14 protein-coding genes and 1 pseudogene are annotated in these 12,652 nt (G+C 61.5%); 9 read left to right on the top strand and 6 right to left on the bottom strand.

All coding sequences use genetic code 11. The features are described from left to right. Both HCZ87_RS00005 and HCZ87_RS00010 read right to left on the bottom strand, forming a co-directional pair. Positions 1–193: pseudogene (locus HCZ87_RS00005) on the bottom strand (hypothetical protein); the annotation flags it as partial. A 50-nt stretch (positions 194–243) separates the two neighbouring features. Continuing rightward, entirely contained in the window at positions 244–954 is a 711-nt protein-coding gene (locus HCZ87_RS00010; protein WP_167641710.1) for a uroporphyrinogen-III synthase, read from the bottom strand. A 101-nt stretch (positions 955–1,055) separates the two neighbouring features. Between HCZ87_RS00010 and tsaD the strand changes: the two genes are divergently transcribed. From tsaD to HCZ87_RS00035, 5 genes are read left to right on the top strand one after another with little or no spacing between them, the layout of a single operon-like run. Continuing rightward, positions 1,056–2,153 carry a tRNA (adenosine(37)-N6)-threonylcarbamoyltransferase complex transferase subunit TsaD gene (gene tsaD, locus HCZ87_RS00015; RefSeq protein ID WP_167641711.1) on the top strand — a complete coding sequence of 366 codons (1,098 nt, stop codon included), beginning with the start codon at positions 1,056–1,058 and terminating at the stop codon, positions 2,151–2,153. Next, positions 2,150–3,112 carry an NAD(P)H-dependent glycerol-3-phosphate dehydrogenase gene (locus HCZ87_RS00020; protein ID WP_167641712.1) on the top strand — a complete coding sequence of 321 codons (963 nt, stop codon included), beginning with the start codon at positions 2,150–2,152 and terminating at the stop codon, positions 3,110–3,112. Before tsaD ends, HCZ87_RS00020 begins: the two co-directional genes overlap by 4 nt. 1 nt (position 3,113) lies before the next feature. Next, positions 3,114–3,386 carry a YciI family protein gene (locus HCZ87_RS00025; RefSeq protein WP_167641713.1) on the top strand — a complete coding sequence of 91 codons (273 nt, stop codon included), beginning with the start codon at positions 3,114–3,116 and terminating at the stop codon, positions 3,384–3,386. Then, positions 3,386–3,808 carry an EVE domain-containing protein gene (locus tag HCZ87_RS00030; RefSeq protein WP_167641714.1) on the top strand — a complete coding sequence of 141 codons (423 nt, stop codon included), beginning with the start codon at positions 3,386–3,388 and terminating at the stop codon, positions 3,806–3,808. The genes HCZ87_RS00025 and HCZ87_RS00030 overlap by 1 nt, the downstream gene beginning before the upstream one ends. 39 nt (positions 3,809–3,847) lie before the next feature. Next, positions 3,848–4,243 carry a DUF1761 domain-containing protein gene (locus HCZ87_RS00035; protein WP_167641715.1) on the top strand — a complete coding sequence of 132 codons (396 nt, stop codon included), beginning with the start codon at positions 3,848–3,850 and terminating at the stop codon, positions 4,241–4,243. Positions 4,244–4,567: 324 nt separating this feature from the next. Here HCZ87_RS00035 and ahcY read toward each other — a convergent pair whose 3' ends face one another. Beyond that, positions 4,568–5,953, bottom strand: a complete 1,386-nt coding sequence (ahcY, locus tag HCZ87_RS00040) for an adenosylhomocysteinase (RefSeq protein ID WP_167641716.1) — start codon at positions 5,951–5,953, stop codon at positions 4,568–4,570. Between the two features lie 261 nt (positions 5,954–6,214). Here ahcY and HCZ87_RS00045 point away from each other — a divergent pair, with 261 nt between their 5' ends. Further along, positions 6,215–6,811, top strand: a complete 597-nt coding sequence (locus HCZ87_RS00045; RefSeq protein WP_167641717.1) for an HD domain-containing protein — start codon at positions 6,215–6,217, stop codon at positions 6,809–6,811. Here the strand turns inward: HCZ87_RS00045 and HCZ87_RS00050 are convergent. From HCZ87_RS00050 to HCZ87_RS00060, 3 genes are all read right to left on the bottom strand, one after another. Further along, on the bottom strand, positions 6,808–7,998 hold the full coding sequence (locus HCZ87_RS00050; protein WP_167641718.1) for a DUF563 domain-containing protein: 1,191 nt from the start codon (positions 7,996–7,998) through the stop codon (positions 6,808–6,810). The genes HCZ87_RS00045 and HCZ87_RS00050 overlap by 4 nt on opposite strands. 10 nt (positions 7,999–8,008) lie before the next feature. Further along, a complete protein-coding gene (locus HCZ87_RS00055) occupies positions 8,009–8,563 on the bottom strand; it encodes an ActR/PrrA/RegA family redox response regulator transcription factor (RefSeq protein ID WP_167641719.1) in 555 nt (184 codons plus the stop codon). 81 nt (positions 8,564–8,644) lie between these two features. Continuing rightward, positions 8,645–9,274, bottom strand: a complete 630-nt coding sequence (locus HCZ87_RS00060; protein ID WP_167641720.1) for an SCO family protein — start codon at positions 9,272–9,274, stop codon at positions 8,645–8,647. A gap of 115 nt (positions 9,275–9,389) precedes the next feature. Between HCZ87_RS00060 and regB the strand changes: the two genes are divergently transcribed. The 3 genes from regB to HCZ87_RS00075 all read left to right on the top strand — a co-directional run. After that, entirely contained in the window at positions 9,390–10,778 is a 1,389-nt protein-coding gene (gene regB / locus HCZ87_RS00065; protein WP_167641721.1) for a sensor histidine kinase RegB, read from the top strand. 86 nt (positions 10,779–10,864) lie between these two features. Further along, positions 10,865–12,418: a PAS-domain containing protein gene (locus tag HCZ87_RS00070; RefSeq protein ID WP_167641722.1), complete on the top strand. Its 1,554-nt coding sequence runs from the start codon at positions 10,865–10,867 to the stop codon at positions 12,416–12,418. 41 nt (positions 12,419–12,459) lie between these two features. Then, positions 12,460–12,652: tRNA (adenosine(37)-N6)-threonylcarbamoyltransferase complex ATPase subunit type 1 TsaE (locus tag HCZ87_RS00075; protein WP_167641723.1), on the top strand; the 193-nt coding region annotated here is incomplete at its 3' end.

Raw genomic sequence — 12,652 nt, forward strand, 5'->3', positions numbered from 1 at the left:
CCCCGGTCGCCGGCGCGGTCTCGGTCTCGGTCTCGGTCTCGGTCTCGGAAAGAGAGAGATCCTCCGCGATCCCCTCGTCAAGGGAATCTACCTCCGCGGCAACGTCATCGGCGCTGATATCATCAGTCTGGAGGTCTTCGATCACCTCCTCAGGGGTTGGTTTTTCGTCTTTTGATGTCTTGTCTTCAGCCACGATGGCCTCCCCCCGATTCCCCAAACATGCGCAACACAATCATAATGACCCTAATCGCCGGGTCGTTTTGTCTCAACCCGCAGCAATGGCGCTGCGACATCGCGCAGCAGATCCGCCATGGCCTGGGCCGTTGGAACTTTACTTACGTGTCGCGCCCCAGTTTGCAAGCGCGGCATCGCATTGGCCACAGCAGGACTCATCGCAATCAGCGTCAAATGCGCAGGATCCGGCCATAGATTTGCAAAATGCGCGGCGCTGCGTGGTGAAAAAAGCGGCACAATCAAAGGGATCTGCGCTGTTTTTGCCGCTTCGGCCTCCTCGCTCAGCGGGCAAAGCAGCTGCTGATACAGCACCTGAGACCCGCATGGCAGGCCCGCCCCCGTCAGGCGGCGCGCGACATCGCCCCGGGTATGTTCACCATGCAGATGCAGCAATTGCCCCTCGGGGCGCAGCTCCAGAAGCCGCGCGACCAGCTCCTCTGCGTTCTCTCCAGCGCATTGCGCCTGCCAGCCGTTCTGCCGCGCCGCTTCCGTGGTGCGCGTGCCGACGCAATACGCCGGACGGCGTGCCTCGCTCAGATCAGACGCGATGCGCACCGCCTCGCCAGAGGTAAACAGCACCGCAGCGACCTCGCCCATGTTCAACGCCCCAGGCAGCGTGACGATCTCCATCAACGGGGAGTAAATGACCCGAAGTTCGGCCAACAGGTCTTTCGGCAACAACGTCAGAAATCGCTGAGACGCCGCGCGCGGTCGCGTCATCAGCAGAGCTGGCCTTATCCGCGTCACCCTCACGCTCCCGGGATTGTTTGCCTCACCTCTTGGTGGTAGCCCCGCAGGACAAAGGATGCAACGGTAGGCCCATGACGCAAACGCTCACGCTACTTGGATTGGAAAGCAGCTGCGACGATACCGCAGCCGCGGTGGTGCGGCAGCGCGACGGCGCCCGCGCGGAGATCCTCGCCTCGGTGGTCTTTGGCCAAACCGAGCTGCACAGCGCCTATGGCGGCGTGGTGCCGGAAATCGCCGCCCGCGCCCATGCGGAAAAGCTCGACGGCTGTGTGCGGGACGCGCTGGCGCAGGCCGGGATCACGCTTGCGGATCTCGATGCGGTGGCGGTGACCGCCGGGCCCGGGCTGATTGGCGGGGTGATGTCCGGCGTCATGTGCGCCAAGGGGATCTGCGCCGCGACCGGCCTGCCGCTGGTCGGAGTCAATCACCTGGCCGGCCATGCGCTGACGCCGCGCCTGACGGATGAGATGGCCTATCCCTACCTGATGCTCTTGGTCTCTGGCGGGCATTGCCAATATCTGATCGCGCGCGGCCCCGAGGATTTCACGCGTCTTGGTGGCACCATCGACGACGCCCCGGGCGAGGCCTTTGACAAGACCGCGCGCCTGCTTGGCCTGCCACAACCCGGCGGCCCTTCGGTGCAGGCCGAGGCCGAGCTGGGCGATGCAAAGCGGTTTCGCTTTCCGCGCCCGCTATTGGACCGGCCAGACTGCAACCTGTCCTTTTCCGGCCTGAAAACCGCGCTGATGCGGATGCGGGATCAGATCGTTGCGGAAAAAGGCGGGCTGACCCGACAGGATCGGGCCGACCTCTGCGCCGGGTTTCAGGCCGCTATCGTCGACACATTGGTCGAAAAGACTCGCCGCGCGCTGTTGCTCTATCTGGCGGAAAAACCGGCGCGGCCAAGCCTTGCGGTGGCGGGTGGCGTCGCAGCCAATACCGCCATACGAAGCGGGCTTATGACCCTTTGTGCCCAGTTAGAGACTGATTTTGTCGCGCCCCCCCTGTCGCTATGTACCGATAACGCCGCGATGATTGCCTATGCCGGGCTGGAGCGGTTTCGCAGTGGCGCGCGCGATGGCATGGAACTGATGGCGCGTCCGCGCTGGCCGTTGGACCAGACCAGCCCCGCGCTCCTTGGCAGTGGCAAGAAAGGCGCCAAAGCATGAGCACCGTGGTTCTTGGCGCTGGCGCCTTTGGCACCGCTCTGGCGATCTCGCTGGCCCGCAAGGCACCGACAACCCTGTGGTGTCGCGACGCGGCGCAGGCCGACGACATGCAGGCCACGCGCGAAAACGCCCGCCGCCTGCCCGGCGCGCCGCTGCCCGAGGGGCTGGAGATCACTGCCGACCTCAGCTGCCTTGAGCGCCATGAGACCGTCCTCCTCGCCGTTCCAATGCAAAAGATGCGCGGGTTTTTGGTCAGCCATCGCGCCCTGTTGGCGGGCAAAAACCTGGTCGCCTGCTGCAAGGGGATAGAGCTGGACACCGGGCTGGGCCCGGTCTCTGTCCTGCATGAGGCAGTGCCCGAGGCCACCGCAGCGCTGCTCACCGGGCCGAGTTTTGCTGCGGATATTGCCAGGGTGCTGCCGACCGCGCTGACCTTGGCCTGCGCGTCCGATGCCACGGGGAAAGCCCTGCAAAATACGCTCTCCACCGATAATCTGCGGCTCTATCGCACCGTCGATCTGGTTGGGGCGGAGATCGGTGGCGCGCTGAAGAACGTCATCGCGATTGCCTGCGGTGCGGTCATTGGTGCCGGGCTTGGCGACAGCGCCCGCGCCGCGCTGATGACCCGTGGCTATGCCGAAATGCAGCGTCTGGCCCTGGCCCGGGGCGCAAAACCGGAAACCCTTGCCGGTCTTTCCGGCTTTGGCGACCTCACCCTGACCTGCGGGTCCGAGCAATCGCGGAACTTTCGCCTTGGGCTCAGCCTCGGGCGGGGGGAGCAATTTGACCCAACCATCACCGTCGAGGGCGCCGCCACCGCCTATGCCACGATAAAGGCCGCCGCCGCGATGGGGCTGGAGATGCCAATCACCCAGACGGTAACCAATTTGCTGGATCAAAGGTTGACGATCTCTGACGCTGCGGATCAATTACTTAAAAGACCACTAAAAGAGGAATAAAATGCTCATTGCATTGATTGCCCGCGATAAACCGGATCACTTGCAGGTTCGTCTCGACAACCGCGAGGCGCATCTCGCCTATATCAAAGAGACCGGAGCCGTCGCGCAGGCGGGGCCCTTGCTGGATCAGAACGGCGATATGGCCGGATCGCTGGTGATCCTCGACGTGGCGGATATGGCAGCGGGCGAAGCTTGGGCCGCCAATGATCCCTACAACAAGGCGGGCCTGTTTGAGGCGGTCGAGCTGATCACCTGGAAGAAGGTCATCGGCTGATGGCGTATTGGCTGTTCAAATCCGAACCCAACACCTGGGGCTGGACCGATCAGGTCGCCAAAGGGGACGCGGGCGAAGAATGGGACGGCGTGCGCAACTACCAGGCCCGCAATTTCATGCGGCAGATGAAACGGGGCGACCGGGGGTTCTTCTACCACTCGCTAAAGGAAAAATCGGTGGTGGGCATTGTCGAAATCTGCGCCGAGGCCCACCCCGACAGCAAAGCGGATGATCCGCGTTGGGAATGCGTGGACATCAAGGCGGTGCGTGGCTTTGTGCAGCCGGTCTCGCTTGATCAGATCAAGGCCAACCCGGCGCTAGAGGACATGGTTCTGGTCAGGAACTCCCGCCTTTCGGTGCAGCCGGTGACCGAGGCGGAATGGCAGGAGATCTGCAAAATGGGGCAGACCCGGGCCGATTGATCTGCCATTCTCCATCCAGACCGGGAAAAGGAGAAGGCAATGGAATTCCTCAGCGTGATCGTGGCAACCATTGCCGCCTTTGCGGCGGGTGCGGCCTATTATGGCGTGCTCGCTGACCCCTGGATGGCCGCCGCTGGCGTGCCCCGCGACGAGAACGGCAAACCCAAGGGCGGCCAAAACCCGGCGATTTTCGCGGCCGCTTTTGTCTGCCAGCTGGTGGTGGCTGGCATGATGAGCCATGTGTTTGCCCTGTCCAGCCTTGAGACGTTTGCGGGCGGCCTTATGGGAGGGGTCGGCATTGGGCTGTTCTTCATCACCCCCTGGATTGCGCTCAACAACCTCTATGGCATGCGCCCGCTCAGGCTGACGCTCATCGACGGTGGCTATGCCACACTGGCCTGTACGATCATCGGAATTGTGCTGACGCTGTTCTGACATCCGAGGGATCGACGCGAAAAAGGCCGCAGCGCAATGCAGCGGCCTTTGAAATTCCACTCAAACGTCCACTCCCACCGCGCACGTTCCGAGAGATTCTTGCGCAGGTTGCGCACCTATAATCCGTACCCGGAAAAAGGTGTTCTCGCAGCAAGAAAGCCCCTAAAATATGACCGACTGGTCAAACTGACCAAACTCCGCCCGGCAAAACCTGCAAACGCCCCAAATTGACCAGCTTTGCGGTGATCAAAGGCGAGACCACAAGGTTGCAACAAAAAACCCGGCACCTGGCCGGGTTTTTCCGTGTCTCAGGTTGACGCAATATCAGTAGCGATAGTGCTCCGGCTTGAAGGGTCCTTCGGGTTTGACACCGATATAGGCGGCCTGCTCGGGGGAGAGCTTGGTCAGCTTGGCGCCCACCCGCTCCAGGTGCAGCGCGGCGACTTTCTCGTCCAGATGCTTGGGCAGGATATAGACCTTGTTGTCATAGTCATCACCGCGCAGCCACAGCTCCATCTGCGCCAGAACCTGGTTGGTGAAGGAGGCGGACATCACAAAGGACGGATGACCCGTGGCGTTGCCGAGGTTCAACAGGCGACCCTCAGACAGCAGGATGATGCGGTTGCCCGAAGGCATCTCGATCATATCCACCTGTTCCTTGACGTTGGTCCATTTGTGGTTCTTCAGGCTTGCCACCTGAATTTCATTGTCGAAATGGCCGATGTTGCCAACGATGGCCATGTCCTTCATCTCGCGCATATGCTCGATGCGGATGATGTCCTTGTTGCCGGTGGTGGAGATGAAGATATCCGCGTCCAGCGCCTCTTCCAGCAGAACCACCTCAAAGCCGTCCATCGCCGCTTGCAGGGCGCAGATCGGGTCGGCCTCGGTGATCTTGACACGCGCGCCGGCGCCACGCAGGCTCGCGGCAGAGCCCTTGCCAACGTCGCCATAGCCGCAGACAACAGCGACCTTGCCAGCCATCATGGTGTCGGTGGCACGGCGAATACCGTCAACGAGGCTCTCTTTGCAGCCGTATTTATTGTCGAACTTCGACTTGGTGACGGAATCATTCACGTTGATCGCCGGGAAGGGCAGCTGGCCCTGTTTCACCAGCTCATAAAGACGGTGCACGCCGGTGGTGGTCTCTTCCGACACGCCCTTGATCTGGTCGCGCATCTTGGTGAACCAACCGGGGCTGGCCTCCATGCGTTTCTTGATCTGCGCCTTGATGACCTCTTCTTCTTCCGAGGTCGGCACGGCGATGATCTCTTCGCCTGCCTCGGCGCGCGCACCCAGCAGGATGTAGAGCGTCGCATCGCCGCCATCGTCGAGGATCAGGTTCGGCCCCTCAGGGAACTGGAACGACCGGTCGAGGTAATCCCAATGTTCTTCAAGGCTTTGACCCTTGATGGCAAAGACCGGGATGCCCGCATCGGCGATCACTGCCGCGGCGTGATCCTGGGTCGAGAAGATATTGCACGACGCCCAGCGCACATCGGCGCCCAGCGCCACCAGGGTTTCGATCAGACAGGCGGTCTGGATCGTCATATGCAAGGAGCCAACGATCCGCGCGCCTTTCAGCGGCTGCTCTTCGCCATATTCCTTGCGCAGCGCCATCAGCCCCGGCATTTCGGTTTCCGCGATGTCCAGCTCCTTGCGGCCAAAGCCCGCCAGCGAGATGTCCTTGACGATGTAATCTCCGGCCATTTTCTGCTCCGTTTGAGATGTCCACAGGTTCATTCTACCCGGCAGGTAACACTGCAAAGGTTTAGAAGCAACGAAGAGCAGCCTATCGCGGCCCCTGTCCACCCCGCAAAACCAACCGAGGGCCAGCCCCAAACCCGGTAGAACAGCACAGGGGCGGCGGCTGAATATGTGGTGGAGAACTCTGACATCATGGCAGGACAGGTTTGCAACATCGCCACGCCAGAGGTAGCAAAGGCACAAATCAATCAGCGGACCCGTGACATGCCTCCCAAACCGCCCCGCGCCTGGCAGCGAATGCTGTCTGGACGCCGCCTTGACCTGCTCGACCCGACACCGGTGGATATCGAAATCGAAGACATCGCCCATGGGCTTGCCTTTGTGGCGCGGTGGAATGGCCAGACCCGGGGGGATTTTGCCTATTCCGTGGCCGAACATTCGCTGCTGGTCGAAACCCTGCACGGGCGGATGAACCCCAAGGCGCCGGTAAAATGGAAACTGGCCGCGCTGCTGCATGACGCGCCGGAATATGTCATCGGCGATATGATTTCCCCGGTAAAAGCCGCCGTTGGCCCGGGCTATGGCGAATTGGACCTGCGGCTGACCTCGGCCATTCACATCCGCTTTGGGCTGCCTGCCGCCCTGCCCAAGACGGTAAAGGCGCAGATCAAACGCGCCGACAAGGTCTCGGCCTGGATGGAAGCGGTGCAGATCGCTGGTTTTTCAGAGGCTGAGGCGACAAAATTCTTTGGCCGCCCCAATGCCGATCTGATCGAAGGGCTGGATATCCACCTGCGCCCGCCGGTTGAGGTGCGCGAGGAGTTTGTCGCCCGTCACGAGGAGTTGCTGCGGCAGCTCTAACCCTCTGCGCTGTCGCGCGCCGCGCGTCGGGCCCGGCGTGCCAGTCGCATCGCGCGGATCCTCGCCCGTTTGAATTCCGGCGATTCCACAAACCGCGTGCTGTCGATGCCCTTGTCCTTCAGGAGCTGCTCGCGCGCGTCGTCGTCGAGCGACGGCCAATCCTCGCCGCCAGCAATAAACCCGCCCTGTTTCAACGCAGATCCGATCGCAGAATGGTCCAGCTCGCCAAAGCTGAGCCGACTCGAGCGTTGTTTCTTCTTTGGCAGCCATTCGGTACGCAGCGCGCCGATCACCAAGGGATCACATTTGCAAAACGCGCTGACGTTCTTGGTCAGCAAGGTATGGGCGGTGGATTGCCGCCGCAGGATCATCGCCACCTTCTGGTCGGGGCGTCCCACCATCGCAAACAGATGCAGCGCCGAACCATCGGCGGCGATCACATATTTGGCGGCTTTGTAGCGGGCCAGCTGCTCGGTCAGGCTGTGATCCTGCGGGTGATAGATCTCATATCCCTCGGCGGCGAGCAAATGCTCCAGCTGCTCTTCACCCAACAGGCCGCCCTTGCCGAGCCCCAGTTTTGACCGCGAGATATAAAGCTTCTCCGGCCCCTCCGGGCTCACATCCCGGGCAAAGCGGGCGTGAACGGCGTTGCGATATTTTCCGGTGGCTTCGGTCAGCGCCCCGAGGCCAAACCCCTGCCCCGGCACCACCAGCTCTTCGACCTGAGCCGGATCCACCGCCACCCGGATCGGCAAATCCTGCTGCATGAGGCTGACAAATTCGCGATGAAACCCGCGGACCTGATCCCCCACCGCCGGGCGTTTGGGGATGAACAGGATGCCGTCCACCGGCTGCTCCAGATGCGCCAGCGCCCAGAGCCGGGAGGAGCTTTCCACCAGGAAATGACCAAAATGCGCCCAAAGCACCCCACCCCAGAGCCAGCGCCCCGGGAGTTTCTCCGGCGGATCCTGCGGCATTGGCGGCTCGATGGTGATCGGCCGGTGCCGCCGCCACAGCGCGCCTTCGGGGATATACCGGCCATCGGACCGGAGCAGCCCCGCCTCCTGCACCATACCGCTGGCAAGGGGTGGAACCACGATCACGTCATTCATGGTCCAGATCGACTCGGACCAGCCCCCATCGGGCGACGGGAGCTTGCGCGGGTCGTGCTCGGCGCTGCCGGCCATAGGGATATCCTTACTTGGGGCTGCGCTTGGCCAGAATCCGTTGCAGGGTGCGGCGGTGCATGTTAAGCCGCCGCGCGGTCTCCGAGACGTTGCGATCACACAGCTCGTAAACCCGCTGGATATGCTCCCAACGCACCCGGTCGGCGCTCATGGGATTTTCCGGCGGCGGCGGCAATACGTCATCGCTGGCCAGCAGCGCATGGGTGATATCGGTCGCATCCGCCGGTTTCGACAGATAATCCGTGGCGCCGATTTTCACCGCCGCAACCGCAGTCGCAATGGCACCATAGCCGGTGAGCACAACCACCCGGCTGTCGGGCCGCTTCTCCCGCAGCACCTCGACGATATCGAGCCCATTGCCGTCTTCGAGCCGCAGATCGACAACCGCATAGGCAGGGGGGCGCGCCATGGCGATGGCCTGACCGCCGGCAACGGAATCCGCGGTCTCCACCGCAAATCCGCGTTTTTCCATTGCCTTGGCCAAGCGGCGCAGGAATGGCTCATCATCATCGACAAGCAAGAGTGAGGGATCAGGTCCGATTTCGGGCAAGGCGGTGTCGGCCATTCAAATTCCTTCCAGCGTCAAGCGCATATTCTACACCAGATATTACGGCGCTTGCCGAAAACGTCAAACCACCACGTATCTTTAGCTGTGGTCGATGAAGCAGGCCACCCGATCCGCCATTTGCTCTGGCGTCACGTCCCGGCGGAAGAAATCAACAAACCCATAGTCCGGCAGCACAAGATAGGACATGGTGGTGTGGTCCACCAGATAATAATCCTCGTCGCCCTCCTCGGCGTCATGGGCCTTATAATAGGTCTTGTAGGCCTGGCTTGCCGCCTTGACCTGCTCGGGCGATCCGGTGAGGCCGATCATCTTTTCATGCAGGTTGAAGGCAAAGTCACCCACCACTTCGGGCGTATCGCGCGCCGGGTCGATCGAGATGAACACTGGCGTGGTGGAATAGCCGCGCTCTGCCAGCACATCAATGGCTTCGGCGTTGCGGGCATTGTCCAGCGGGCAGACGTCGGGACAGAAGGTATAGCCGAAATACAGGATCGACGGCTCGGTGATGACATCCTTGTCGGTGACCGTCTCGCCCTTGGCGTTCACCAGTTCAAACGGCCCGCCGATGGCATCGCTGCCGCCCGCAATCGCGCTTTCCCGGCATTGGGCAAAGGCATCATCCGAACCGCCACGCAGGGTGATATACCAAATGCCGCCAAGCAGCGCGGCCATGCAGACGACCGCCAAAATTGCAATATTACGAACCATATCTCGCTTCCTCATACCCGTCTCGGGCGCGACACGGGGAAATCTGCCGCAGTTGATCCCGATTTGCGCCAGACCTATCAAGAAATGGCGGCAATGCAACGGGAGCAAACGTCACATGACCGAGACAACACTGGGCCTCCTCAGCGGGCAAGAGCGCAGCCACTGGATTCGCCTGCGCACGCTGATTGTTTTGCGCTGGGTGGCAATCGTCGGCCAGGCCACCGCCATCGGCGTCGCACAGAGCCAATATGACCTGCTGCTGCCCCTGCTGCCCTGCTACCTCGCCATTGGGGTCTCGGCGCTGGCCAATCTCGTGGCGCTGATCATCTTCCCGGAAAACAAGCGGCTGACGGAATTTCAGAACTTCCTGATGGTGCTGTTTGACCTATTGCAGCTGTGCTTTCTGCTCTACATGAGCGGCGGGCTCAGCAATCCCTTTGCCCTGCTGGTGCTGGGGCCGGTCACGATTTCAGCCTCGGTGATGGGGCTGCGTTCGACACTGATCATCGGCACCAGTGCAATCCTGCTGGTGTCGCTGCTGGGGCCGTTCCACGTGCCGCTGGAGACCGCAAGCGGGGTCATCCTGCGCATGCCGACGCTGTTTGTCTTTGGTCATTGGTGCGCGCTGGTCATCTCGATCCTGTTTCTGGGCGCTTATTCCTATCGGATCAGTACCGAAATCCGCTCCATGTCCGACGCCCTCGCCGCGACGCAGTTTGCGCTGTCCCGCGAACAGAAGCTCACCGACCTTGGCGGCGTTGTCGCCGCCGCCGCGCATGAGCTGGGCACGCCGCTCGCCACCATCAAACTCGCCAGCGCCGAATTGATGGAAGAGCTGGAGGATCAGCCCGACCTGCTTGAAGACGCGCGGCTGATCCGCGAGCAGGCCGATCGCTGCCGGGATATCCTGCGTGGCATGGGGCGGGCAGGCAAGGACGATCTACACCTGCGCAAGACGCCGCTCTCGGCGCTGGTGCAAGAGGCGGCGGAACCGCATTTTGATCGCGGCAAGGCGATCCGCCTGAGCGAACATCCCGCCAGTGACGACAGCCTGAGCCAGCCCAGCGTTCTGCGCAAACCCGAAATCATCCACGGGCTGCGCAATCTGGTGCAAAACGCGGTTGATTTTGCCCAGACAACGGTCTGGATCGAATTGTATTGGAGCGAGGAGCAGATCATCATTCGGATTTCCGACGACGGCGAAGGCTTTCCCGGCCATCTGCTTGGTCGCTTGGGCGATCCCTTCATGCGCCGCCGCAACGTCCAGCATGAACCGGGAAAACGCCCCGAATACGAGGGGATGGGGCTTGGCCTGTTCATTGCCAAAACCCTGCTGGAACGCACCGGCGCCCGCCTGGAGTTTGCCAATGGACCGGATGCGCGCAGCCGATCTCCGCAACGCCAGGGGGCGCTGGTCACGGTCACCTGGCCGCGCCGAAAGATTGACGCCATCAGCGGCGACACCCCGGTTCCCTCCGGCAAGAACATCCCGATAGAGTTTTAATTATTCACTTTTTGGAAACCAGTTAAACTTCGTTTAACCATTATGAAGGAACATCTCAGACAACGAGATAAATCGAGGCGCAGATCATGCAATACTTCATGTCCGTGGAATGGTTTGTTCTGGCGACCCTATGTATCGCCAGCGCTGCGGTTGCAGTGTGGTTCCTGAACCCAAAATCGGAACGCAAGGGCATGGAGCACGAGCTGCTTGCGGCCGACGGGCAGACGGATGCGGTTTTTTTGTTTGATGACCAGACGTTGATCGCCTGCTCTTCCGGCGCCCGGAAATTCACCGGCGAGGACACCAAGGAATTCAGCTGGACCAAACTGCGCAACAAGCTCTCGCGCAGCTATCCCGGCCTACCGCAATCTCCGGGCTTTTTGCGGGATGTGGGCGCGCTGACCCTCTCGGGCACCTCGGAGGCCAACGACCACGAGGCCCATTGCGAATGGATTGACGGCATCACCCGGGTGCAGCTGCGCCGCATCACGCCAGAGATCGCGCGGGGCAGCGAAAACAAGGAGCTGACCACCCTGCGTGCCGCCGTACATCAGGCGCCCTACCCGGTCTGGCTGCAATCCGATGATGCGAATGTGACCTGGACCAACCTTGCCTATGACAAGCTGAACCAGAAAATCCGTGGTCGCGGCAACGATACCTCCGCGCCGCTGTTTCCCAATTTGGATGCGCCGATGAACAGTGGCCGGCCGGAACGGATCTCGATCGAGCTGCCGGAACTGGACAAAAAACTCTGGTACAATGTGTCCACCACCGAAACCGAGGCCGGCTGGCTGTGTCACGCCATGGACGTCAACGCGGTTGTGGACGCCGAAGTGGCCCAGCGCAACTTTGTGCAAACGCTGGCAAAAACCTTTGCTCAGCTGTCGATCGGCCTGGCGATCTTTGACCGCAACCGGCAGCTGGTGCTGTTCAATCCGGTGCTGATCGACCTCACTGCCCTGCCCGCCAGCTTCCTCAGCTCGCGGCCCAATATGATGTCCTTCTTTGACCGGTTGCGCGACCAGCGCATGATGCCCGAGCCCAAGAATTATTCCAGCTGGCGCCACCAGATGGCCGACCTTTTGGAGGCCGCTGCCGAAGGTCGCTATCAGGAAACCTGGTCGCTGCCCTCCGGTTCGGTCTACTCGGTCTCTGGCCGTCCGCATCCCGATGGCGCCATTGCCTTCCTGTTTGAGGATATCACCGCCGAAATCACCCTGACCCGCCAATTCCGCTCCGAGCTGGAACTCGGCCAGTCGATCCTCGACCATATTGACGATGCCTTTGCGGTCTTTGGCACCGATGGCAGCATGGTCTATTCCAACACCGCCTACCACCAGATGTGGAAGACCGACCCCGAGGCAAGCTTTGCCAAGATCACCATCACCGACGCCTGCCGCAACTGGCAGGAGCTCTCCGGCCCGACCCCAACCTGGGGCGAGGTTCGCGATTTTGTTGCCGGCGGAACCGAGAGCCGCGCTGACTGGTGGTCGCGGGTCGAGATGCGCAGCGGTGCTCAGTTGATCTGCCGGGTGCAATCCTTGCAAAACGGCTCCACCATGGTGCGTTTCAAGCAGATTGACGTCCCCTTGGCCCCGCCGGAAGAAGAGCGTTTCACCACCTCCTCCAAGGAAGCCTGAACCCGCTTGCGAAGGGCAGTCGGCGGCGTCATTGTAGCGCCATGACACATCGCCCGCCGCTGACTTTGCAGCTCTCCAGTAGCGACGCTACAACAGAATTGGCCCATCGCATCGCCCGGATCCTCACTCCGGGCGATGTTGTCTTGCTTGAAGGCCCGATCGGCGCCGGAAAAACCCATTTCGCCCGCAGCCTGATCCAGTCCCTGATGGAAACGCCCGAGGATTTTTTTTTTA

Source organism: Phaeobacter sp. HF9A (assembly GCF_011806385.1).
Lineage (GTDB): Bacteria > Pseudomonadota > Alphaproteobacteria > Rhodobacterales > Rhodobacteraceae > Epibacterium.

Bases quoted from the DNA above. Each gene is read 5' to 3' on its own strand.
- HCZ87_RS00010 (WP_167641710.1), bottom strand. From the start codon at position 954: ATGACGCGACCGCGCGCGGCGTCTCAGCGATTTCTGACGTTGTTGCCG.
- tsaD (WP_167641711.1), top strand. From the start codon at position 1,056: ATGACGCAAACGCTCACGCTACTTGGATTGGAAAGCAGCTGCGACGAT.
- HCZ87_RS00020 (WP_167641712.1), top strand. From the start codon at position 2,150: ATGAGCACCGTGGTTCTTGGCGCTGGCGCCTTTGGCACCGCTCTGGCG.
- HCZ87_RS00025 (WP_167641713.1), top strand. From the start codon at position 3,114: ATGCTCATTGCATTGATTGCCCGCGATAAACCGGATCACTTGCAGGTT.
- HCZ87_RS00030 (WP_167641714.1), top strand. From the start codon at position 3,386: ATGGCGTATTGGCTGTTCAAATCCGAACCCAACACCTGGGGCTGGACC.
- HCZ87_RS00035 (WP_167641715.1), top strand. From the start codon at position 3,848: ATGGAATTCCTCAGCGTGATCGTGGCAACCATTGCCGCCTTTGCGGCG.
- ahcY (WP_167641716.1), bottom strand. From the start codon at position 5,953: ATGGCCGGAGATTACATCGTCAAGGACATCTCGCTGGCGGGCTTTGGC.
- HCZ87_RS00045 (WP_167641717.1), top strand. From the start codon at position 6,215: ATGCCTCCCAAACCGCCCCGCGCCTGGCAGCGAATGCTGTCTGGACGC.
- HCZ87_RS00050 (WP_167641718.1), bottom strand. From the start codon at position 7,998: ATGGCCGGCAGCGCCGAGCACGACCCGCGCAAGCTCCCGTCGCCCGAT.
- HCZ87_RS00055 (WP_167641719.1), bottom strand. From the start codon at position 8,563: ATGGCCGACACCGCCTTGCCCGAAATCGGACCTGATCCCTCACTCTTG.
- HCZ87_RS00060 (WP_167641720.1), bottom strand. From the start codon at position 9,274: ATGGTTCGTAATATTGCAATTTTGGCGGTCGTCTGCATGGCCGCGCTG.
- regB (WP_167641721.1), top strand. From the start codon at position 9,390: ATGACCGAGACAACACTGGGCCTCCTCAGCGGGCAAGAGCGCAGCCAC.
- HCZ87_RS00070 (WP_167641722.1), top strand. From the start codon at position 10,865: ATGCAATACTTCATGTCCGTGGAATGGTTTGTTCTGGCGACCCTATGT.